The following is a 21,804-nucleotide window of genomic DNA, read 5'->3' as shown; positions in this document are numbered from 1 at the left end:
TCACCTTTGGTGATATAATGAGGTCAGCGGTGGCGGCTCTCGTCGTAATACTCCTGCTCCTCCCCCTCGCGGGCGCTTACCAGGTTCCCGAGAGGGGAGTGGTCTATCAGGTGATGGTTGACCGCTTCTACGACGGAAACGCGAGCAACAACGGGCCCTTTTACGACCCCTCAATGAGCAACTACCGCCTCTACTTGGGAGGCGACATAGAGGGACTCACGGAAAAGCTCGACTACATAGCCAGCCTCGGCGTCTCGATGGTATGGGTTTCCCCGCTCAACGACAACATAAACAGGATGGCCTCCGGCTCGGCCCCATACCACGGCTACTGGACGAGGGATTACAAGCGCATAGAGGAGCACTTCGGAACCTGGGAGGACTTCAGGGAGCTGGTGGAGGAGGCTGAAAAGCGGGGAATCTGCATAATCGTTGACTACGTGCCCAACCATGCTGGCCCGGCAACGGACGGTGAGTTCGGCTCCATCTACGACAACGGCACATTCATCACCCACTACTACGAGGACGCCAAGAACGCCACGCGCAACCCATACACCGGTAGCGTCGATGGAATCTACCACCACAACGGTAACATAAACGACTGGTTCGGCTTTCAGCTCAAGTACGCCAACCTCTTTGGTTTAGCCGACTTCAACCAGCTCAACCCCTGGGTGGATTCATACCTCACCGAGGGCGCGCTTCTCTTCGCCGACTCAGGCGCCTGCGGTTTCAGGATTGACGCCGTCAAGCACATGGACCTCGGCTGGCTTGAGAGCTTCTACCTGCGCCTCTACTCAAAGGGCCCCCTCTTCATCTACGGGGAGTACTACTCCCTTTCGCCCGATAAAACGGACGACCTCTACGAGCTCTACCGCTACTCCAACGTCTCGCCGGTCCTCAACATACCCATACGGGAGAGCATCGTGAGAACCTTCGCCCTCTTCGGTGGCCTTGACGCTCTCTCAAAGGAGCTTGAGGACTATTACTCCCTCTTCACCTATCCCAATAAGCAACTCAACTTCCTGGACAGCCACGACCTCGTCCGCTTCCTCAACGCGGCGGGGAGGAAGGACAGGGTGGAGCGCTTCCACATGGCACTGGCCTTGACCATGACCTTGCCCGGAATTCCGGTGATATACTACGGCGACGAGAGCTACCTAGTGAGCGGGGACGGAAAGGGCGACCCGTACAACAGGCCGATGATGGCGTTCAACAACACCACCGAGGCCGCCCACATAATCAGAACCCTGGCTGAGCTGAGGAAGACCAACGACGCCTTAGCTTTCGGCGACTTCAAAACCCTTTACGCCGACTACAACACCTGGGCCTTCGAGAGAACCTTCGGAAGCCACAAAATTTTCGTGGTCATGAACAAAGGCTCTCCGAGGAACCTCACGGTTCCCCTTGACTGGGACGCCGGGACTTACCGCGACGCGTTGAGCGGTGCCGGGATGAGGGTTGTCGGTGGAAAGGCCTCGCTCGAACTCCCGCGCAACAGCTTCTACGTCTTCCATGCTGAGGAGGAGCAGGGAGAGTCTCTCATTGGCTCGGTGACTCCATACACCGCCCAGCCCGGTCAGAGGGTTCTCATCGGAGGGGCGGGCTTCGGCTCCTCGGGAAGGGTCATCATCGGCGGCGTCGAGGCGAGGGTTATCTCATGGAACTCAACCGAGATACTCGTCGAGGTTCCGGGGGTGAAAACTCGGAAGGCCTGGCTCGACGTCGTGGTAGAGACTGGGGGAAAGGCCAGCGACCCGGCGAAGCTGCGCTACTACTCCGGGAACGACGTTCCGGTTCTCCTCGTGCTGAACGCCACAAACATCACGGGCCAGCTCTGGATTAGGGGCAGCCTCCCGGAGCTGGCTGAACCAAGGCCCCTGCTCAAGTCTCCGACCGGCCACTACTTCACCGTCGTTCCGCTCCCCAATGGAACGACCTTCGAAGTTGAGCTTTACCGCGGCCTCCGCTGGGAAGGACTTGAACCGGTCAACGTCACGCTCTACGGTTTCGTGAACTCGACAACCGTGGTTCTCGGGAAGAACCCCGTGGAGATGCCGGGCGAAACCCCTTCAGAAACCGAACCCCCGGAGCGGGGGTGGGACTGGGTTATCATCCTCTTGGCCGCGGGAGTTTTGCTGGCGGTGATATGGAAATGGAAGGGGAGTTAAATCTGTTCGAGTAGCTTCTTTCTCTTTTCCTCATACTCCTCCTGGCTTATCACGCCCATGTCGTAGAGCTCCTTCAGCTTCTTGAGCTTCTCGATGGGGTCTTCCTTCTTCTCCACCGCCGGCTGGTGCTGTACGGTGGTTCCCCCGGGAACGACCCTGCTAACCAGCTCCTTCGGCTTCTTGAGCTTCCACGTCTCGTGGGTGAGGCCCTTCTTGACCTCTATGGTCACCGGCTCGATGGCTATCGCGTTGAGGGCGTCCTTTATGGCGTTTATTGTCTTCCTGGCCTGCTCCTTGTTCATCCAGCCGAGCTTGAGCCTTATGTTTTCCTCACCCTTTATGAGAAACTCCGAGGACACGACCCCCAGCTCGACCTTAACCTCCTCCAGCTTCTGGTACGGGATGGCCTTCACCTCGTACCTTCCGAGAACCTTTTCATCCAGGTATATTATCCTCCTGTCGGTTATCAAAAGCCACTTGGGCTTCTCAAGGCTCACCTTCTTCCTGACTGTGAAGAGAACCTCCTCTCCGGGTTCGAGAACCTTCCCGGCTGCCTTAGGCAATTTCTCGGTCATCTTTCTCACCGGAATGGATATACGCGGCGCCATATATTAACCTTCCCTCACCCCCGGTAGAGGAGGAACAGCGTTTCCCCGTCAACGCTCTCCATGAGCGGGGTCAGAACCTCTTCGTCTTCGCCCCTCCGCAGGACAACCCTTCTCGGTCTTTTCCTCATCTCAGCTTCCAGCCTGAGGACTTTGCACTCGAAGGCAGCTGAACGGCTCAGCGGCATGACCCGGCTCTCATCTGGCCCCTCTATGACAACCTCCCCGTTCATCGGAGGAACCTCAACGGCAACAACGACCCTCCGGTAGCTTCCACCCTCGATGGACGAGTACGCCACGGTCAGACCGAGGACGAGGAGAATGACCGGAAGCAGAATGCCCCCCGTTGAGAGTCCCAGGCTCCTTCCGAGCCACAGGAGGGCTAGAGATAGCCCGAAGGCCAGCAGGACGATGGGCAGGCCGTAGAGTAGAGTCTTTCCTCCGGTTCCCCTCCATCCAAGCTCTCCCAGAACGTTCTCCCACGCATCGGCGGTCTCGATGTAGTCCGCGAGTATGCTCAGGGCAATCAGGGCGAAGATTGGGAGCGGGCTTGAGAAGTAGGGGCTCTTCAGTATCGTCCCGCTGAGGTTCTGGTAAGCCTCCGGGAATGCCAGGGGTAGGAACTGTGAAAACGCTATGGCGTAGGGAACCGCGTACAGAACCGTCGAGAGGAACACCGTCCCGCTGGCAGAGTTCCTTGAGAGGAACGTCCCCATGAGGATCGTCCCCAGGGCAACGGCCAGCAGATAGTCGCTGGGGCGGAGTATGTCGGAGTAGGCCAGTGACGTCAGGACTATCGCCGGGAGCACAACCGCCAGCTTCACCGCCCTGAGGCTCATCTTATCTCCCCCAGGAGCCTGCTCAGCACTTCTCCAATCTCCTCCCTTCCCGGAAGCCAGCGAACGACGTATGCCCCGGTGCCCTCAAGCTCCCTGATTATGGCCCTCTTCTCCATCTCGATAAGGGTGCCGGTTTTCGGGTCCAGGGCAGGGTAGACCGAGATGTCCACCACCACAGGCCGGGTTTTGCCCCTGTGAACGGCCATTACTGTGAGAACCCCCCTCTTGGTTTCGCCGCTCGTCCTTTCGAGGACGTTGGAGACGTAGATCACGAGGGGGCTGTACTGCACGAGTATCCTCTTCAGCCTCTCAACGGCATCGGCAAAGCTCTCCTCCCCCGTTCGAACCCTCTCAAAGTCCATCATCGTCTTCACAATCGTGTGGAGCTGCCTCGGCCCCGTGGCCGGCGGGAGGAACTTCCTCGTGCCGAGGAGGTAGAGGCCTACGTGATAGTCCTTCCTCAGGAAGCGATGTGCCATGGACGCGACGAGGTTCATGGCGTGCTCGTACGGGCTCTCGCTCTCGGGGCCAATCTTCATGCCCTCCCTCGCGTCCACTATGAAGAGGACGGTCTTCTTGCCCTCCCTTTCGAACTCGTTGACGAGCACCCGTCCCATCCTCGCGGTGGCCTTCCAGTTTATGAGCTTTACCGGGTCACCGGTCTGGTAGTCCCTGATCTCCTTGAAATCGGTCGATATCGGCCCCCTTATCGAGAAACTGGTTTCCGGGACGCTTATCTTTGCCTTCCTTCTGGTTTCTGCTATTGGAACGGCCCTGACGACCTTTGGAACGGCCCTTAGTCTGAGCTCCTCACCGTACAGCCCCCAGATGTACCTCGTGCCCAGCGGGTTCCTCGTGGTCACCTCGCTCCTCGGCAGCGTGTAAAAGCCCCGGAGTACGGGCCTTATTCTGTAGGTGTAGCTCCTCCTCAGCGGCTTGAGTCCCTTGAAGAAGACCCCCACGTTGTTTCCGGCGGTGAGGGCGACGTTCTTTGGAAGCCTGTCCCTGACGACGACGAGACCGAGGCCCTTTTCCACCGTGACCTCTACCCTAATCTCGACCTCCTCTCCGAGACTTATCTCGTGCCTTGAGAGCTTTCTCCTAACCTTCACCCCTCTTGGGGGGTCAACGAGCATCGCCAGGGCCAGCAGGGAGAGGGGCACTATGGCCAGGCCCACCATCCCCGGCGAGAGGAAGGCCGTTCCAAGGATCAGGGCCCAGAGGACGTATCCCATCAGGCTCCTCTTCATTTTTCTTCGCCTTTGGGTACGGGTGTTTTCTTCAGAGCCTCGCGGACGATTTCCTCCCCACTCACACCCTCAAAAGCGTACTCCGGCTTAATCACAATCCTGTGAGCGAGAGCATCAACCGCGTAAGCCTTCACATCATCCGGCAAAACAAAATCCCTTCCCTCAAGCAATGCATTAGCCTTCGCAACCTTCATCAACGCAATCCCCCCGCGAGGACTCGGTCCGGCTTCAACCCGCTCATCAGCGCGGGCATTCCGCACGAGTTCAGCAATGTACCTCAGCAAGTCCCTGCTGATGAAGATGCCCTTTTCAACAAGCTCCTGCATTCTCACGAAGGTCTCACGGTCAATCAAAGCCTCCATGTCCACCGTCGGATCATCCCTCCCCCAATTCAAGCGCGCCTCAAGAATGGCAATCTCGTCCTCGAGGCTTTTGGGGTAACCCACGCGCAACCGGAGGAGAAAACGATCCAGTTGAGCCTCTGGCAGGGGGTAAGTCCCCTCGAACTCGATTGGATTCTGTGTGGCGATGACGAAGAAGGGTTTTTCAAGCGTGAATGTTTCACCTTCAATCGTCACCTGCCGCTCCTCCATCGCCTCCAGGAGGGCACTCTGAGTCTTTGGTGGTGCACGGTTGATCTCGTCCGCCAAAAGCACGTGCGTGAAGATTGGGCCTTTAATGAGTTCGAAGGTTCCCAGGTTTTGACGCCAGACTTTCGTGCCAAGAATGTCCGCGGGCAGTAAGTCTGGGGTGAATTGAACGCGCGTGTACTTCAAGCCTAGAACTTTTCCAAAGGCCTTCGCCAGCAACGTTTTTCCCAAGCCGGGATAATCCTCAAAAAGAACATTCCCATTCACTAACGCGGCAGCTAGAGTCTTCCTGACAACGGTCTCATTGCCAACAAACACGTCGGAAATCCTGTCAACGATTGCATTGAGGGTTTCAAACGCCTCCTTAATCTCCATCATGACTCCCACCCCATGAGTGTTCTGAGTTCCTCAAAAACTTCCTCAACGATTCTAATCCTCCTCTCAAGCTCCCTTCTCTCGTAGGCGTGCCTTATCCAGAGCGGCGTCAGCCTGGATGTCTGCCTTTCCCTGTAGTCGGCTATCTTCTCCACGAGCGCTCCGAAGCGCTTCCTGTCATCGAAGAGCCGCGAGCCGTAGTAGGCTATGAAGGTCAGAAGCGGCCCCTTCCTGCCCCTGACCACGAAGTCCTCAACCGCCCTGCTGGCCTCCGCGAGCTCTGGACCGAGTCTCTCCACGGTCTTTGCCTCGTGCTTCTTCCACTGGGAGAGCAGGTACTTTTCGGGGTCTTTCTCGCTGATGTACGAGTAGACCATGCTTCCCGCCGTGATGACGCCGAGGAGAAGAACCAGCCACTCCCCGTAGAACACGAGCTCCGGGTGGCTTTCGCTCAGAGTCCCTCTAACTGCCGCGTAGAGGCCGAGGATTGCTCCGAGGGCACCGAGTCCGAGCAGATTCCTCTCAACCGGCTCGGTCCAGGGGTACCTCTCTCCGAGCTCTGCCACGGAGTAGCCGAGGAACAGGAAAAGGCCGGCGTAGCTGAAGACGCTCCCCACCGCATCCAAGGGGGGAATCCCCGAGAGTCCGTAGAGGCCGAGCAGCAGTCCCAGCCCCCTGGCGAAGCGGGAGTGTTTTCTGAGTTTTGGGGCCATGAGGGCAATTCCCCCGCCGAGGACTGTCATGGAGGCCGGAACCTTCCATTCCACCGGGATGGAGAGTGCCGCGAGGGTGGCTCCCAGCAGTCCCGTCATAAACGCCCAGGTCTTCCCCCTGAGGGCGAGGATAACTTCCCCAATGGTCAGGAACGCCACCAGAACCGTTGCCGGAAGCGTGAGCCCTTTCAGTGCATCCACCTGGGTGGAAAGGGCGTAGGTGAGCGTTAGGGCACCGACGTATATTGCGATCCTCCCCCAGTTGACCTTAAACAACACAGCCACCCCCTATCACTTCGAGCACCGAGCGGTAGAAGCGTATGAACTCGTCCCTTGAGACCCTCTCCCCGCTGTACTTGGCCTTCTCAAATATCTCAGTGAGGGTCTCCACTGGCTCCCAGGGGTACATCATGTCCGTTAAAGCCCTCGCTATCTCCCTGGGCGTCAGCTCGTCCACGTCCACCCCGGAGCTTTTTGCCCAGGGAAGGAAGCACCTCTCGTAGTACTCCACCACGGCGTCGTTGTAGCTGGGAAGCACCCTGGCCCTCGCGCTCTCCACGAGCTCTCCGCAGCGGGCCTCTATCGTGTGGTCTCCAAGGGTAAGGGTCAGCCTGAAGTCCCGCCCCTTTCCGAAAGGTTTGCCGTCGACGTACAGCTCCGGCTCACCGTCGCACTCCACGCTTATCTCCATCGTCTCGCCCTCCTGAAACAGGGGTATGCCGTTGTTGAATATTATCTTCAGGATTTTTTCCCGCCTTTTTTCAGCAGGTTTTTTCCTCACGAGCCGATATCTGGCGAGTGCCAGGCCGATTGCCGCTATCAAGCCAATGTAAAGCCAGGGGATTTTCCGCTTTTTGGAGATTATCACGTGAAACCTGCCGCTCGCGGGCAGGTAGTAGGTGGAGCCCCCGAAGGTAACGATGACGGTGGCGTTGGTTCTTTCCTCGGGCACGGGTATCTCAAGGACGGCTATACCTGAGCCGTTGGTCATTGCGCGCATCTCAAGGCCGTTCACGCTGACGTTGAGGTGGATACCGCTAACGGGGTCGTTGACCGAGTTCACAACCCGGAACTCCAGCCGGGCGGTTTTTTCGCCCTTCGCCTCCGACGTCAGCAGTTCTATCCTAACCGGGGAGACCACCTCGACGGTTATCCTCTTGAGAATCCTGCCACCGTGCCTCAGCTCCACCGTCCTCTCGCCGACGGTCTGGAAGGGCTCAATCGTGAAATCGAAGCTTCCGTTGACGACGTTGACGGTGTACGTCTTTCCAGGAAACACGTAGGCTTTAAGACTGGCGTTTTCAATCCCGATGATTTTCCCCCTTATCCTGATGGGCTTTCCGAGTTCACCCGTAACTTTCTCCGGTACCTTCAGGCCAACGGTCGCAACGGTGACGTCAATGGATGCCCGCGAGTAGTTTGAGCTCCCCGGATACCTCAGGGTCAGGACGTGCTCCTCTATCCCGGGGATGCCGAGCCTCAGGGAGAACCCTCCGTCGGTGCGGGTGCTCGTGTTCCCGACGGGCTTCCCGTCGAGGTAGTAACTCACGGTAGCGTTGGCTATCGGCTCTCCGGCCCCATCGACGAGCCTTCCTACGATTGTGACGTTCCCTGGCCCGGCCAGTATCAGTTCCGGCAGCGAAAACTTTGCCAGCCCCTTTACCATGACGACTCGCGTTGTGGTTGAGGAGATGTAGGGGTACCCCAGGGGGGCGATGTAGTACACCGCAAGACTTTTCGTCCCCGGTTTCAGATTACCCGGAATCCTGACCGGGAGCGAAAAACTTCCGTTTGATAGATTTCCGTAGCCTATCAGGATGTTTCTCCTTCCATCGTTCAGGAACACCGCGACCTCCCCGGTGGCTGGCGCTCCTCCTGTGGGAATTCCCCTCACAGTGCCGTTTATTGTGAGCGAATCGCCCGCGGTGAGCGTGTTCGGTACGTCCACACTGACCGAGGTTGATTCCATGACGAAGACCGGCATATGAACCGGATATACCTTTGAACCGCTCATAACGGTCATGTTCACGATGTGCCATCCGAGTGGGTATTCCTGGGGTGAGACCAGCCTGACGTATATGCCGGTCTCGCTTCCCGGTGTCCCCCACCAGGACCACGTTTCAACGAGGGGGGATGTTGTGCTGAGCCTCACGTCCTGTGTGGCGCCCTGCACCGGAAGTCCAAGAGTAGCCTGGCTTCCCTTCAGCAGTCCAACGGCCGCTTGGTCAGGTATGACGGTTATGTCCCCGGGAACGGTTACCGCGGTAATTCGGAGCAGTGAGGCCGGGGCTCCGGCCTCTGTAGATGCCCTAACGAGGACGGGATAATAGCCGGGCCCATCAAAGGGGCCGACGGTGATGTTGTACACCCCGGATCCGTTGATGAGGGCTATCCTTTCGAGGGAGGGAATCTCAACTGTGACCGTTGAGTTGGTTCCGCTCGCAACGCGTTCAAACATAACCGTGATGGTTCCGGACGAGCCGGGATTTACCGTCATCTTGGGGGGATAAACTTTGAGCTCAAACGGCACGTAAACGTTCGGGTCGGGATGCAGGGGGTCAAAGGTCAGCCACCCGGCCCCGTTAAAGTAAACCTCCGCCCAGAAGTGCCTGTCCCTCTCGGTCACGACCTGGGTCTGGGGGACGGCATCCACGTAGGCCCCCTCGACGAGCCTCGCGGGAAGGCCGCTCAGACGGGCGAGGATTACGAAGGCCGAGGCGAAATCGTAGGAGCTCCCTTCCTTTGACTCGAACAGGAACCAGCTCAGCCTGTCCGTGTTGGCCGGGGGCGTGGCGTTTTCCACGTGCCTGTAGTTGTTCGCCAGGTATCTGGCTATTCTGAGGGCCTTCTCGTAGTCCGATAGCGAGCCGAGGGTTATGCTCCCGGCCAGCTCGGCGAGCCGGGTCTCGTTGGGGGCGGACAGGTACTCAGTCATGTTCCCGGCGGTCAGGTTGAGCAAGTAGGGCCACTCGAAGGTGTAGCTGATGGAGGAGAATGAGTATGATGTAACGTTCAGACCCGTCCGGAAAAGGTTGTATTCCGGAACCGCCTCGGCCCCGGCACCGTCAACGCGGGTCGTGTAGAGGAATGTGAACAGATTTCCGCTGAGGGGCAGGAAAGAGGTGACCGTGATCCTGTCCCTTTCGCTGTGGTGGGGGACTTTCATCTCAGGGGGAGCGATGGTGTTGCCCGGCACCACCGTCGCGTTCCTGGTCAGCCACCTCCCGTCCACGTAGTCGGTGTAGACGTTGAGTCTGAGGTAGTGTGTGTGGGCCGCACCGGTTACCAAGAGAACGAAGCGGGGAGAAATAGGAACCTCGATCGGTGGCCCGGTTTCGTTGGTCTCGTTCCCGGGCGGAAGCTTTGGGGAGAGGAGTTCCTCGATGCTCTTGGTCTCGGGGGGAGCCTCGATGAGCGCCGGCCCCAGGACGACGGAGGTAATGAGGAGGGAGAGCAGTGTGAGGGTGAGAAATGCGATGTATTTCCGCCCCACCATGATGTTTCTTACTTCAACCGCGGGTTATATAAGGCTTTGCATCAACGTACTACCATGTTCATCCCTGCCCAAAACCCTTAACTACCCCCGACTCGTCCTTGGGTTGGTGATGTTATGGACTTCGAGAGAAAGCCCCTCATAGGGATGGTTCATCTCAGGCCTCTCCCGGGCTCCTACCTGTACGACGGGAACTTTGATGCCGTCATCGAGTCCGCCCTGAGGGACGCCAGGACGTTAGAAAAAGCGGGCTTTGACGCGGTAATGGTGGAAAACTTCGGCGACGTCCCCTTCCCGAAGGTGGTCGATAAAACCACCGTCGCGGCCTTTACTGCCGTGGCCAAGGCCATAAGGGACGAGGTGAGCGTTCCCCTCGGAATAAACGTTCTCCGCAACGACGGGATCGCCGCTTACTCCATAGCCTACGCCGTCAAGGCCGACTTCATAAGGGTGAACGTGCTGAGCGGTGTAGCTTACACGGACCAGGGCGTAATCGAGGGCATCGCCCACGAGCTGGCGAGGCTCAGAAAGCTCCTTCCAAGCAGAATAGAGGTTTTCGCCGACGTCCACGTCAAGCACGCGGTCCACTTCTTCGACTTCGAGGATGCCATAAGGGACACCGTCGAGAGGGGCCTTGCCGATGCCATAGTTGTGAGTGGGAAGGCAACCGGAAAGCCAGTTGATATCGAGAAGCTCGCCCTGGCAAAGAGGGTCTCCCCCGTGCCGGTGGTGGTTGGCTCAGGGACGAGCGTTGAGAACCTCCCGTCGCTCTGGAAGCACGCCGATGCCTTCATAGTCGGCACCTCGATAAAGCGCGAGGGCAAGGTCGAGAACGAGGTTTCCCGTGAAAGAGCCGGAAAACTGGTGGAACTGGCGAGAAATCTTCGGAAGGCTTCTCCCTAATTCCCCTCCCTTCGAATTTTCTTCTCCGAAAGTCTTATTACCCAAAAACGCGTAACATTACGAAATACGAAGCCCTGTCCCGCTTTTCTTTTCCGCGAGATGGGTTGCGGTGGAAGTGGGGATTATGGTTGGAAATGAAAGGCCTGCGTTTCGGGCGTTTTGGGGATGGTTGTATGAAGATGCTTAGGCTTTGCACCGTGCTCATTGTGTTTCTTCTCCTCGCCCCCATGCTGGCACGTGGAGAGGTCACGGAGCCGTACGTGCGCTCACCCCCGGGTGATTCAGAGCTTACCTCCCTCAATCTAAAGCTGGTGGGGTGGGAGGCCACGACGCTGGGAAGCGATGGGGCATCGACCCTGGCGGAATACGCCTTCGCCTGCAGGGATCCCGGCAGGCAGGACGTTTACAACACGGAACTCTGGATGGGCTACTTCGACGATGCAGGCGCAGAGAAGGGTTTTTACGAGGAGGTCCTGTCAAAGTGGGCCTCCTTTAAGGATGAGGATGAGGTTAAAAGGGACAGCGATGGGGAGCCATACTCGGTGACCCATTACCGCTACACGATTGACGAAACCGGGGGTTCGTCCGACTTCGTGTGGGCGATTTTCAGGAGGGTCGCAACCTACGAGTGCCTCTCCTCCGGGTGTGAGAGCTGGGTTCAGAGCCACCCGGATGAGTCCATTCGCTTTGAGACGATGGTCGAGTATATCGTCGCGAGCGGCCCGTACGTCATCCGGGCGAGGGGCTACTACTACGACGGTTTTCCCTGCGACGTCGAGGGTGCCCTTCCCGCCCTCATCAACCACTACCTCAACACTATCCCAGGGAACAAGGTCTCGATACCCCTGACCGGGGGACCCGGTGCCCCGTCCGGGGGCCCGGAAGTTACCACATCGGCCACGAGTGGAACTGGGGAGGCTCAAAACAGTGATTCGGGCTTTGAGAGGCCGGGGGTGATCCTCAGTCCGGAGGCAAAGGCGAGGATGAACGAAACGCTGGGAAAGCTTGAGGGACTGAGCGGCGGGAACATCGAGGTGGTGCGCATCAAGACTCCGGAAGGGGAACTCGTCAAGGTCATCAACAGGAACGGGAAGGCCAACGGAACTGCCCTGAGCTTCAAGCTGAAGTACTACGGCAACAAATACGTCCTCGACAGGGTCGTTGACGGCTCGATGGACAAGCTGAACGACCTCCTCGGAAGGTACGCACCCGGATTGAACCTCTTCAAGGACTACGTCAAGGCCTTCAAGGACAGCGAGCTCTTCCAAGGCGAAGAGGCCGTCAGGAAAACCGCCCTCGACCTTCACGTGGACGAGAGGAGCGCCTCGCTCTACAACGACATGAGCGGCATCGAAGAGAGGGAGCTCAAGCTTTCCCCCGCGAAAAACGCCGCCCCGTCATCCACGCTGACGAAGCCCTTCGAGGACGCCATCCAGGCCATGGGGGTGGCGGTGAAGAAGGCCGTTGCGCAGGACTACGAGTGGGAGTTCAGGAAGACTGCCGAGAGGGCGGTGCTCTACAAGAAGGCCGGCCTGAAGTACAGCGAGATAATCCGGAACACGGTGAGCGACGTGACCGAGGAGACCTCGCAGTCCCGCAGGGTTCAGACCCTCAACGCCCAGTCGAAGGAGGGCTTCAGGGATCAGGAAGCGAGGATAAGGTTCTACATCAACAAGCTCTTCGAGGAGGGGGTAATATGAAGGGCAAGGTCGTCCTCTTCCTCATCCTTCTCCTCGGGGGCTACCTCTACGCGACTGGCCACATAGAGTTTAATGACTTTGACATCGACTCTTTACGGGAGAAGGCCGAAGGCTCCCCCGGCGTTGAGCGCGAGGCCCTCTCGCTCGGCGCGGAAAGGGTAAGCGTTTCGTCCTCCCCGAACGAGACCCTCGTCCGCCTCGGTGTCCCTGCCATAGACGGAAACCTCACGAACCTTCTCTATGCCGTGGCCGGGAAGGCCTACCGGGCCAACCACTCGGAAGTGGTTCGCGTCGAGGCCTACTACCTCGGAGAGCCCATCGTTGCCCTGACCGTTAGAAACGGCGATTTCGAGAACGCCGAGTTCGAGGACATAAGGAGGCCGGAGTTCAGGATCGAGACCGACCTGGGGCTCTTCGACGTTGTAATCCACGACGTTTCCGTCACGAACGAGAGCGCCAGTGTCTCGCTCGAGTACCTCGCCGACCGCGATGGCTTCTGGAAGGACTACTTCGCCATGTCGCTGGTGGTTCTTGAAGATGCCCCCTGGGTCGGGAGCGTCTCGATAACCTACCTGACCGAAAACGGGAGCGTCACGATGACGATGGGAGTGGGGGACATAGTTGGAATACACGCCGGGGAGATCGAAGACCCCTCGGCGGTTATAAAAATCGAAAGGGGGTGAGAAAATGGGACTGCTCAAAAAGCTCGTGGTCGGGTTCTTCTTGCTCCTCCTCGTTGGGGTGGCTGCTATCTTCGGGATGCAGTACTACTACGAGACGGCATACGACAAGGTCCCTGTCGAGGTTAAGAGCGAGACCGTCAGCGGGGACGTCTTCTACCTTTCGCACGTCCTTGAGCCCGGCAAATACAAGATAACCGCGGACAGCGAGGGAACGGTGGTGAAGATAACCATCCTCGACGAGAACGGCAACGTCCTGACGGAGTCGGAGACGAGCGAGTTCATCTACGGCTCAACGCAACCGTTCCAGGTGAGGATTGACTACGAGGCTCCAGAGAACGTGGAAACCTACGAAGTCTCCGTCGGCATATACAGGCTCGTGAAGAAGTGAGCCGCCATGGGGGAACTCCGCGCCGTTGTCATACTCCTGGCCCTGCTGGTGGTGGCCGGGGGATGCACGTTCGAGAGAACGCTCACTGCCGGGAACGTCACGGTACACTACTCGGGGGACATCTCCGAGGGCCAGGCGGGGGGCGTGGCGGACTTCGTCGGGGGACAACTCGGTGCAACGGGAAGAACCGACGTCCACGTCGGAAAGGCAGGTGGGGTGTACAACGTCGTGGTCACCTCGCCCTGGAGAGGTCCCATCCAGTCCGGTCTCTTCCTTGTCCTCGCCGCCTCGAAGCTTTCCCAGGACGTGTTCGGGGGCGCGCTGGTGAGGCTTCAGCTCGACTCCCCCGACGGGACAGTTCTGGCCTCGGAGATGAGCGAGTACCGCTACGTCGAGGGGGGCGGGTTCAGGGTATGGTACTCCGGCCCGGACGAGGGGACGGCCCGGAGCGTGCTCGATTACCTTCTGAACTCCCGGTTGGATGCCCCGCTGGACGTCATCGTCGAGGGAGGGGGCGGGGTGTACGAGGTGCGCCTCCTGGGAGCCGGGATGCCAGGGAAGTACGCGCAGATGGTTCCTGACCTCGAGGGGCTCCTTGATGGCCTCGTGGTGCTCCGCGTCCTTGATGGTAACGGAACCGAGCTGGCTGAGTTCGACTCCTGAGGCCGTTCCCAACTTGCCGGAAACGTTATATCCCTCCGTCGTTACCTTTCACCATAGCGCTCACGGGTGGTCGAGATGGGGAAGTACTTCGGAACCAGCGGGATTCGAGAGGTCGTCAACGAAAAGCTGACCCCGGAGCTCGCCCTCAACGTCGGAAGGGCCCTCGGGACGTTTCTCGAAGGGGGAACGGTCGTCGTAGGCATGGACACGAGGACGAGCGGCGAGATGTTAAAGCAAGCTTTAATAAGCGGCCTCCTCTCAACCGGGGTCGATGTCATAGACATAGGCCTCGCGCCCACGCCCCTTACCGGCTGTGCAATCAAACTCTATGAAGCGGATGCCGGCGTCACCATAACCGCCTCCCACAATCCCCCGGAGTACAACGGCATAAAGGTCTGGCAGGCCAACGGAATGGCCTACACCCCCGAAATGGAGAACAGACTTGAGGCTATTCTGGAGTCCGGGAACTTCAGGAAGGCCCCCTGGAACGAGATTGGAGCGCTCAAAAAAGCCGACCCGAGGGAGGAGTACATAAAAGCCGCCCTCGATATGGTTCACCTTGAGAATTCCTACACCGTTGTAATTGACGCGGGCAACGGGGCAGGCTCTGTTCTCAGCCCCTACCTCCAGCGCGAGCTGGGGAACAGGGTTATAAGCCTCAACTCCCACCCCAGCGGGTTCTTCGTCAGGGAGCTTGAGCCGAACGCCAAAAGTCTCTCGATGCTGGCCAAGACAGTTAAGGCCATGAAGGCCGATGTTGGAATAGCGCACGACGGCGACGCGGACAGGATTGGGGTTGTGGACGATGAGGGCAACTTCGTGGAATACGAGGTCATGCTGAGCCTCATAGCCGGCTACATGCTGAGGAAGTTCGGAAAGGGGAAGGTGGTAACGACGGTCGATGCCGGCTTTGCCCTCGATGACTACGTTAGGCCACTCGGCGGTGAGGTCGTGAGGACCCGCGTTGGAGATGTGGCCGTTGCCGACGAGCTGGCCAGACACGGCGGGGTCTTCGGCGGCGAGCCGAGCGGAACGTGGATAATGCCGGAGTGGAACCTAACGCCGGACGGCATTTTCGCCGGGGCGCTGGTCCTTGAGATGATCGACAGGCTCGGCCCGCTGAGCGAACTCGCTAAAGAAGTCCCGCGCTACGTGACGCTTCGCGCCAAGATACCCTGCCCCAACGAGAAGAAGGCCAGGGCGATGGAGCTTATAGCCGAGGAAGCCCTCAGGAGCTTCGACTACGAGAGGCTCATAGACATCGACGGCGTTAGGATAGAAGGTGCCGACTGGTGGATTCTGTTTAGGCCGAGCGGGACGGAGCCGATAATGCGCATAACCCTCGAAGCGCACACAGAGGAAAAAGCAAAGGCGCTGATGGAAAAGGCTGAGAAACTGGTGAGGGAGGCTATTAAGGGAGCTTAATCTGGTGATGTTTATGGAGGATATCTTTGATATCCTTTCTCTCTCGAAAGATGGAAATCTTGGAGAGTTGACGATTGTTTTGGTTTTTCTTTTTATTGCTATGTATATTGTAAACATACTTCTTAAGCTTGGTCAATTTGAGCGTCTGACTATTCGGAGGCGGCGTACTGAACTTTGGAGAGTTTTCCAGAAATATCATGAGTTTAATCAATTAATCCATGGTCTAGAACGTGAATTCGCTACTCGGGCAGGTTTCTCTCGAAGTCCATATCGCTCTGTCTGGTATTGGATGCCTCTGGTGTTATCCGGTGTCTTATTGGCCCTTTTAATCACTTTGGGAGGTATTACTTTCAATGAAGCAGCAAAAAAAGTTGCAATAATTTGGTCTATTTTGGCTGTAGCACTTCTTACCATAGCATTAACACAATTTGACTATTCCTCTTTTGAATGGCTTGGGCATTTCTTTGATTTTTCTTTAGGAATGTTATGGCCTACATATCTGTTTCCACTTTTTGGATACTTCAATGAATTCGAAAAAGGATTCTCCTTAGCGATATTTTCGTGGATCCCGCTTCTTTTGGTGCTCTTGGTCTGGTTCCCTCTATTTAAACGGCGAGCTATCTTAGCAATTTGGTATAGCCAAGAATTTTCTCCAAAACGAAAGATGCTTTTAGTCAAGTTACCGTTAGTTGAAGTTAGAACCCCTGAGGCAATTTTCGTTGGGAGAATATCTGATGTTTTTGATCAAAATTATCTGATAATCCGAGATGGAATTAGGGATGTGTTAATTCCTTGGTCTAAAATTTCATATATTGAAATTATAGGGGGGTTTAGGGTTCGGTAAAGTGTTGTCAATTCAACCTCTTCAGCTTCTTCCCTATTATCGCGAAGGTCGCTATCAGCGCCATCAGCATGACCCAGCCCAGGTTCTGGCTCGTCTCCTCTGGCAGGAGCAGGTAGGCGAAGAGCACCAGCGTGGTGAAGGTGACCAGTATCAGAACCAGCCCCTCCCCCCGCGTTCCGGTTCTTATCTTCCCCCTCGGGTGGAAGCTCGAAAAGCGGCTCCACTTTATCCCCGAGACCGTCAGGGTGTCCGCGAAGAGGTGGGAGATGTAACCGATGAAGAACGCTATGCCTGGCCAGTAGCTGTCGGTTATCCAGTAGGCAAGGCCGCCAACGAGGGCGGTTATTAAAAAAGCCGCCTCTATCGTGTGGGTCGCGCCCCTGTGCTCGACGAAGCGGGGCATGACCGTTCCACCGGGGAGCTTGGTAGAGATGTAGGACTTGGGGTGGTCTATGTCGGGCATTAAAGCTCCAAGGGCCGCCATTCCGATGTTGATTAAGCCCATCGGGGCGCCGAAGAGCACCGCTATGAGGTAGAAGAGAACCCCGAAGACAACGTGGGTGTACCACATCATTTTGCATCATCCGGCCCCAGTTCGGCAAGAACCGATTTAACCCTTTCCATGCTGCCCTCAACGTCGTCCTTGTCGAACTCGACGTAAACCCCCTCCGGGAACCTCGCGGTGAGTATCTCGAAGAGTATCCCTGGCATCTTCACGAGCTTGAAACCCTGCTCCCCCACTATCTCCTTCGAACGTCTCACTCTCTCCTTCTTTCCCAGGTAGAAGAACTCCTGCATCGCAGAGTAGGGGTAACCCTCTGGGTCGCTGGAGCTGGTGTGAAAGACACCGCAGGTCGGAGAGCCCTTGACGCCGATGAAGACGACCTTCCCTGGCCTCTCCTCGGTCAAGACCCGGCCTATGAAGTCCGCTATCACCTTGGCCCTCTCCCTCATGCCCAGCCTCCCGTAAACTTCCCGGCTCGCAGGTGCCCTCGGCCAGCCGATCAGCTCGTATTCGGGGCAGGGATAGGCTAAAACCTGCCAGTCCTCGCCTAGCTCTCCGATAAACTTCCTCAAAAGCTGGGCCGTCCTGTACTCCTTCTGTTTCGGCCCGCGGTAGACGTAGAAGGGGCTTAGAAGACAGGGTGCTATGACGAGGAGTTTCATGGCTCCTCACCGAAGGTCTTCAGGAATGGAACCCTCTTGAAGTCGGAGTCAAACGTCAGGATGAGCTTAATCCCGTGCTCCCTGCACGTTGCGGCGATTATGGCATCGTTGGGCAGTAGGTTGAAGACCTCAGAGCGACTCATAGTAGGCCTCCTTCAGGAGTTTGTAGTCGATCCCCTCGACTTTCCTTATGACCATTGAGTCAAGGAGTTCATCTAAGTCTATCTCGATGATTTTTATTCTCACCTTTGCATGATCGCGCAGATGGGGCTTTTTCAGAGGCTTCAGAACACCGTCCTCGTAAATGGCCTCTATGATCTCCTCCATGTTCCCACCATACTGGTTTTGGTGAAACCTACTTTAAACCTTCCCCGCTACCTCCTCGATAATTCTCTCGACCCGCTCCCTCAGCTCCTCCAGCGTCCCCTCGTTGACTATCACGTAATCCGCGAGGCCCTTCAGCTCGCTCGTGTGGTATAAGCGTTCCTCGGCGTCGTCCATGCTTTTAAAGTCCTCAAAGCTCTTTATGCCCTTATCCTTGCTCGCCTTCCTTTTCACCAGCCGCTTGAACCTTATCTCGGGCCTCGCCTCGACGTAAATCACCTTTCCGTCGAGTCTCTTTATCGCCTCTATCTCCTCCCGCGAGCGGACGCCGTCTATGACGATGTTCCTGCAGTTCCTCTTTTTATCGACGGCGAGCCTTATGAGGACGTCCCCGCCGTACTTCTCCTTCAGGTACTTCCCGAACTCTATGAGCCTCTCGCGCGTCGGTTCGGCCTTTTCAGGCAGTTCCGGAATCCACGAGTAGTCGGAAACGTTGTGGGTGAGCAGGTCTATCAGAGGGTCGCTGCAGGAAACCCTGCAGAATCCCTTCTCCTCGAAGAACCTGGCAACGGTAGTCTTTCCGGCGGCGATCTTTCCAACGACACCGACTATCATCTTCTCCACATCCTCCAGATTAGATTGGCCCCGTCGGTCGATTCCATAAGCCCCTCGTAGGTTAAGTCTGTGATGAACCGGATTAAGGCTTTTTTGTCGTATACCACCGGCCTCTCGAAGCCGAAGAGGTACTTCAGCTCGAAGAAGCCGATGTGGAGCAGTCTGAAGGGGTTGAGGAGGTAGATATGTCGCTCGGCCTTCAGTCCAAATGGAAAATCGGCGAGGACGAGATTTGCCCCACGATCCTCCGCGAGGGCGACCAGTTTTCCTTCCTCCGGAAAGAACAGCTCCGCCGGCTCACCCTCAATCGGCTCGTACTTCATCTTTGGAAAGGCGTATTTTAGCCCCACCGCCTCGTAGGGAAGATTCAGCCTTTCGGCGAAGCCGAGCAGGGCCTTCGCGTTGAAGCTCAGGAAGACGAGGGTTCTGACGTTCCCGCTAACCTCGGGCCACTTTCTTGGCGGGAAGCGCTTCTCGGCCTCGATTATCGGAAGGAGAAATTCAAGCTCTGTCCCCTTAACCAGCCTCTCGGCTTCCTCAAGTTTTTTCCTCTTTATCTCCAGGTCGAGGTTGGAGTAGACGGTAACCTGCTTCACCCCGAGCCTCTCGCGGAGCTTTCCGATGACGAAACTGTTGCCTATGACGACGCTCTTGTCCGTCCTGTCGTGGGCGATTATGAAGAGCTTGTCGCCTTCAGGGTCGTAGCGGACCTCGTCTATCCTGAATGGGCTGTCCGGAAAGCCGTTCTCACGCCTTATTGCCCTCACCAGCTCCGATATTCCCTCGACCGTGAACATGGCCCTTCCCTCCTACCTCGCGGGGCCGGCTTTTAAGGTTCTCGCCGGAAGGTTGTTCCGTTATAGGAACAAAAATTTATAAAATCTGGAACAAACCTTCGCCCGGTGATGGGTGTGAGGATGAGTTCGAGAGAGATAGCTCTAATCGGAATGATGCTCGGCCTCTCGCTGCTCTTCGATGTGATGCCGATTGAGATGCCCACCGTCTGGGGTATGAAGATAGACCTCGTGGCGGTTCCGATAATAATGGTTTACCTCCTCACGGGCTTCACCGGCGGCTTAACCGCAGTTCTGCTCCTCTTTGCGGGCCTGAGCGTCGTCTCCTCCGCCAGCTGGCTCGGGGCGATGATGAAGTCCTTCGCGACCCTGGCGGTCATAGTGGGCTTTGAGGTGGCGAAGAGGGCTACAGGCTTCGAGTTTTCCACTGGCAGGGGGGACCTCGTGGCCTTCGCGGTTCTGGCATATCTCGCCGGCCTTGCCGTCAGGATACCGCTCATGCTGGCCCTCAACTACTACGTTGCCCTTGAGATATGGCTCGGCCTCCCGAGGGAGCAGGTGGTTCAGGCTGTCGAGAGCTGGACCGGTGTTCCGTTCTGGGTTGCCATCGGCCTTCCGAACGCGATACAGAGCGCCATAGACGTTTTTCTGGGGCTGGCGGCGACGATACCGGTGTTAAGGAGAATTCCGCATCTGCTCGAGTAGTGCACCTATGTTTTCCGGCTTTAATCCTTTCTTTTCCAGATAGCCGTTCCATTTCTCGGCGTATTCCAAAAAAGTCTCTTCCCCGGTCTTTGAGTACAGCCAGACCAGGAGCTTGATGTGGAGGCGGTGATAAAACTCGCTCGACGTGTCGTAGATGCTGGCGTACCTGCTCCAACTGCCCGTGTCAAAATCCGGAAGAGCTTTCCTGACGCTCATGGCCCCGCTCCAGAAGAGGTCGTACGCCCTCTTGTCCCCCGTGACCTCCCAATAGTAGTACAGCCCCTGCAGGGCTATTATGTGGCCGTTGAGGACGAGCTCGTCCGGGTAGTAGTTGTACTCGAGGTACCACGGTCCGTATTTCGTTTGAGCCACGAAGCCGTTTTCACTCAGCGGAAGTTCAAACGAGTTCAGAAACAGCTCCGCGGTTATGAGATACGTCTCGTTTCCGGTAATGTTGTACGCGGCAGCGTAGAGGCCCGCGGCCATCCCCTGGGCATAGCCGGAGACCCAGGGGACGCTTGCGTTCTGGAAGTGGAAGTACACCGGGAACAGGGCGTATTCGATGCCTTCATATTGGGAGTATACAGCAAAGGGCAGGAGTTCATCCAGTATCTCGGTCATGGCGGCATAGTCTCTCCTCTCAAAATACACGTGGGCCCAGTGAAGGGCCGATACGGGATAGAGGTTGAAGCCTCTGGCGGTGTAGTACACGAAGGGCAGCCTGCTCTTTATGGGGCCGTCAGCGGCTCTGATGGCACCGTAGTAGGGAGAATCGTTTGAGAACACGAGTATTAGATCCTTTCTTCCGGGTACCTCAAAGCTGGAGTAGTAGTAATCTGTGGCAAGGATATCAAGGGTGTACGTTCTTACCGCGGTCTCGCTGAGTCTGTCGAGCTTGGCCATTAGGGCAAGTGATCTGAGATGGTACGTGAGGTCCCTGTGTATCTGCAGGTAGCTCAGGTTCCCGGTTTCCTTCCAGAGCCGTAGGTATCTCTCCCTGAGCTCCCGGTTGGCTTCAAGTTCGTCTGAGAACCCTGCCTGTTTTAGAACGTCTTCCGCGACTGTGTAATCGTCGAGGAACACCGTTGATGGCACATCCTGACCGATGACTCCGCTGAGACCCTTGTCAACCTCCATCAGGAACACTCCAGGTTCGTGAACGGGTGTTAGGGTTACCAGGTAGCTCCTCCCCGGTTCGGTGTCCAAGGAGACGGTTCCGGTTATTTCAAACTTGACCCCGTTCCAGTTGATGGTTGATCCCCTGACACTAAGGTGAACGGTTCCGGGCTTGCCCTCATAGGCCAGCACTGGAACGTTGGTCTCGCTGAGCTTTGCGTCTCCTACCTTAACCCTGAAGAGTGCCATCTCAAAGGCGGCATTTTCGTTCTCTATCATCACATAAACCCGGACGGCAGTGCCGTTTAGGGGCATGGGGGCTGGGGAACCACCATCCTCGGGAGAGCCTCTCCAGTGGGCAAACCCAGCCATCCCTGCAATGAGCACGAGAACTATTACTAACATCGCAGCGTTCCTATCCATACCACTCACGATTAAAAAATGGGG

The 21,804-nt window shown here is 57.1% G+C and carries 22 protein-coding genes; 9 read left to right on the top strand and 13 right to left on the bottom strand.

Features of this window, described 5'->3' with window-relative positions; all coding sequences use genetic code 11:
- Window positions 1–17 precede the first annotated feature (17 nt).
- A complete protein-coding gene (locus tag E3E37_RS05970; protein WP_167715755.1) occupies window positions 18–2,165 on the top strand; it encodes an alpha-amylase family glycosyl hydrolase in 2,148 nt (715 codons plus the stop codon).
- Here E3E37_RS05970 and E3E37_RS05965 read toward each other — a convergent pair.
- The 6 genes from E3E37_RS05965 to E3E37_RS05940 are packed head-to-tail and all read right to left on the bottom strand — an operon-like array spanning window position 2,162 to window position 10,033.
- Complete coding sequence (locus E3E37_RS05965; RefSeq protein ID WP_088865315.1) at window positions 2,162–2,740, bottom strand: PH domain-containing protein; 579 nt, start codon at window positions 2,738–2,740, stop codon at window positions 2,162–2,164. The two genes, E3E37_RS05970 and E3E37_RS05965, sit on opposite strands and share 4 nt — an antisense overlap.
- Window positions 2,741–2,787: 47 nt before the next feature.
- Window positions 2,788–3,609 carry a hypothetical protein gene (locus E3E37_RS05960; RefSeq protein ID WP_167715753.1) on the bottom strand — a complete coding sequence of 274 codons (822 nt, stop codon included), beginning with the start codon at window positions 3,607–3,609 and terminating at the stop codon, window positions 2,788–2,790.
- Window positions 3,606–4,859 (bottom strand): DUF58 domain-containing protein, encoded by a 1,254-nt coding sequence (locus tag E3E37_RS05955; RefSeq protein ID WP_167715751.1) that lies wholly within the window; start codon window positions 4,857–4,859, stop codon window positions 3,606–3,608. Before E3E37_RS05955 ends, E3E37_RS05960 begins: the two co-directional genes overlap by 4 nt.
- The gene (locus E3E37_RS05950; RefSeq protein ID WP_167715749.1) at window positions 4,856–5,827 is read right to left on the bottom strand and encodes a MoxR family ATPase; all 972 of its coding nucleotides are present in this window, start codon (window positions 5,825–5,827) and stop codon (window positions 4,856–4,858) included. The genes E3E37_RS05955 and E3E37_RS05950 overlap by 4 nt, the downstream gene beginning before the upstream one ends.
- The gene (locus E3E37_RS05945) at window positions 5,824–6,813 is read right to left on the bottom strand and encodes a hypothetical protein (protein ID WP_167715748.1); all 990 of its coding nucleotides are present in this window, start codon (window positions 6,811–6,813) and stop codon (window positions 5,824–5,826) included. The genes E3E37_RS05950 and E3E37_RS05945 overlap by 4 nt, the downstream gene beginning before the upstream one ends.
- Entirely contained in the window at window positions 6,806–10,033 is a 3,228-nt protein-coding gene (locus tag E3E37_RS05940) for a transglutaminase domain-containing protein (protein ID WP_167715746.1), read from the bottom strand. Before E3E37_RS05940 ends, E3E37_RS05945 begins: the two co-directional genes overlap by 8 nt.
- A gap of 114 nt (window positions 10,034–10,147) precedes the next feature.
- Between E3E37_RS05940 and E3E37_RS05935 the strand changes: the two genes are divergently transcribed.
- The 7 genes from E3E37_RS05935 to E3E37_RS05905 all read left to right on the top strand — a co-directional run bounded on the left by E3E37_RS05935 (window position 10,148) and on the right by E3E37_RS05905 (window position 16,636).
- Window positions 10,148–10,933, top strand: coding sequence for a BtpA/SgcQ family protein (locus tag E3E37_RS05935; RefSeq protein ID WP_167715744.1), 786 nt, complete (start codon window positions 10,148–10,150; stop codon window positions 10,931–10,933).
- Between the two features lie 173 nt (window positions 10,934–11,106).
- Window positions 11,107–12,633: a hypothetical protein gene (locus E3E37_RS05930; RefSeq protein WP_167715742.1), complete on the top strand. Its 1,527-nt coding sequence runs from the start codon at window positions 11,107–11,109 to the stop codon at window positions 12,631–12,633.
- On the top strand, window positions 12,630–13,316 hold the full coding sequence (locus E3E37_RS05925; RefSeq protein ID WP_167715740.1) for a hypothetical protein: 687 nt from the start codon (window positions 12,630–12,632) through the stop codon (window positions 13,314–13,316). Before E3E37_RS05930 ends, E3E37_RS05925 begins: the two co-directional genes overlap by 4 nt.
- Window positions 13,317–13,320: 4 nt before the next feature.
- Window positions 13,321–13,704 carry a hypothetical protein gene (locus E3E37_RS05920; RefSeq protein WP_167715738.1) on the top strand — a complete coding sequence of 128 codons (384 nt, stop codon included), beginning with the start codon at window positions 13,321–13,323 and terminating at the stop codon, window positions 13,702–13,704.
- Between the two features lie 6 nt (window positions 13,705–13,710).
- On the top strand, window positions 13,711–14,367 hold the full coding sequence (locus E3E37_RS05915) for a hypothetical protein (RefSeq protein WP_167715737.1): 657 nt from the start codon (window positions 13,711–13,713) through the stop codon (window positions 14,365–14,367).
- Between the two features lie 75 nt (window positions 14,368–14,442).
- Window positions 14,443–15,792 (top strand): phosphoglucosamine mutase, encoded by a 1,350-nt coding sequence (gene glmM, locus E3E37_RS05910; protein ID WP_167715736.1) that lies wholly within the window; start codon window positions 14,443–14,445, stop codon window positions 15,790–15,792.
- A 4-nt stretch (window positions 15,793–15,796) separates the two neighbouring features.
- On the top strand, window positions 15,797–16,636 hold the full coding sequence (locus E3E37_RS05905; RefSeq protein ID WP_167715734.1) for a hypothetical protein: 840 nt from the start codon (window positions 15,797–15,799) through the stop codon (window positions 16,634–16,636).
- Between the two features lie 7 nt (window positions 16,637–16,643).
- Here E3E37_RS05905 and E3E37_RS05900 read toward each other — a convergent pair whose 3' ends face one another.
- From E3E37_RS05900 to E3E37_RS05875, 6 genes are read right to left on the bottom strand one after another with little or no spacing between them, the layout of a single operon-like run.
- Window positions 16,644–17,210 carry a metal-dependent hydrolase gene (locus E3E37_RS05900; protein WP_167715732.1) on the bottom strand — a complete coding sequence of 189 codons (567 nt, stop codon included), beginning with the start codon at window positions 17,208–17,210 and terminating at the stop codon, window positions 16,644–16,646.
- Window positions 17,207–17,803 carry a hypothetical protein gene (locus tag E3E37_RS05895; RefSeq protein ID WP_167715730.1) on the bottom strand — a complete coding sequence of 199 codons (597 nt, stop codon included), beginning with the start codon at window positions 17,801–17,803 and terminating at the stop codon, window positions 17,207–17,209. Before E3E37_RS05895 ends, E3E37_RS05900 begins: the two co-directional genes overlap by 4 nt.
- Window positions 17,800–17,946 (bottom strand): PIN domain-containing protein, encoded by a 147-nt coding sequence (locus E3E37_RS05890; protein ID WP_167715728.1) that lies wholly within the window; start codon window positions 17,944–17,946, stop codon window positions 17,800–17,802. The genes E3E37_RS05895 and E3E37_RS05890 overlap by 4 nt, the downstream gene beginning before the upstream one ends.
- Window positions 17,933–18,130: an antitoxin family protein gene (locus tag E3E37_RS05885; protein WP_167715726.1), complete on the bottom strand. Its 198-nt coding sequence runs from the start codon at window positions 18,128–18,130 to the stop codon at window positions 17,933–17,935. The genes E3E37_RS05890 and E3E37_RS05885 overlap by 14 nt, the downstream gene beginning before the upstream one ends.
- Before the next feature lie 33 nt (window positions 18,131–18,163).
- Complete coding sequence (locus E3E37_RS05880; RefSeq protein ID WP_167716330.1) at window positions 18,164–18,742, bottom strand: AAA family ATPase; 579 nt, start codon at window positions 18,740–18,742, stop codon at window positions 18,164–18,166.
- Window positions 18,739–19,539 carry a hypothetical protein gene (locus E3E37_RS05875; RefSeq protein WP_167715724.1) on the bottom strand — a complete coding sequence of 267 codons (801 nt, stop codon included), beginning with the start codon at window positions 19,537–19,539 and terminating at the stop codon, window positions 18,739–18,741. Before E3E37_RS05875 ends, E3E37_RS05880 begins: the two co-directional genes overlap by 4 nt.
- Before the next feature lie 108 nt (window positions 19,540–19,647).
- Here E3E37_RS05875 and E3E37_RS05870 point away from each other — a divergent pair, with 108 nt between their 5' ends.
- Complete coding sequence (locus tag E3E37_RS05870) at window positions 19,648–20,241, top strand: hypothetical protein (protein ID WP_240921946.1); 594 nt, start codon at window positions 19,648–19,650, stop codon at window positions 20,239–20,241.
- Here E3E37_RS05870 and E3E37_RS05865 read toward each other — a convergent pair.
- Complete coding sequence (locus tag E3E37_RS05865; protein ID WP_240921945.1) at window positions 20,212–21,780, bottom strand: D-glucuronyl C5-epimerase family protein; 1,569 nt, start codon at window positions 21,778–21,780, stop codon at window positions 20,212–20,214. The genes E3E37_RS05870 and E3E37_RS05865 overlap by 30 nt on opposite strands.
- Window positions 21,781–21,804: the final 24 nt, after the last annotated feature.

The organism is Thermococcus sp. ES12 (assembly GCF_012027515.1).
In the GTDB taxonomy this organism is placed as follows: domain Archaea; phylum Methanobacteriota_B; class Thermococci; order Thermococcales; family Thermococcaceae; genus Thermococcus; species Thermococcus barossii.
The sequence above is the reverse complement of the archived record's forward strand: the minus strand, read 5'-3'. Positions and strand labels throughout refer to the sequence as shown.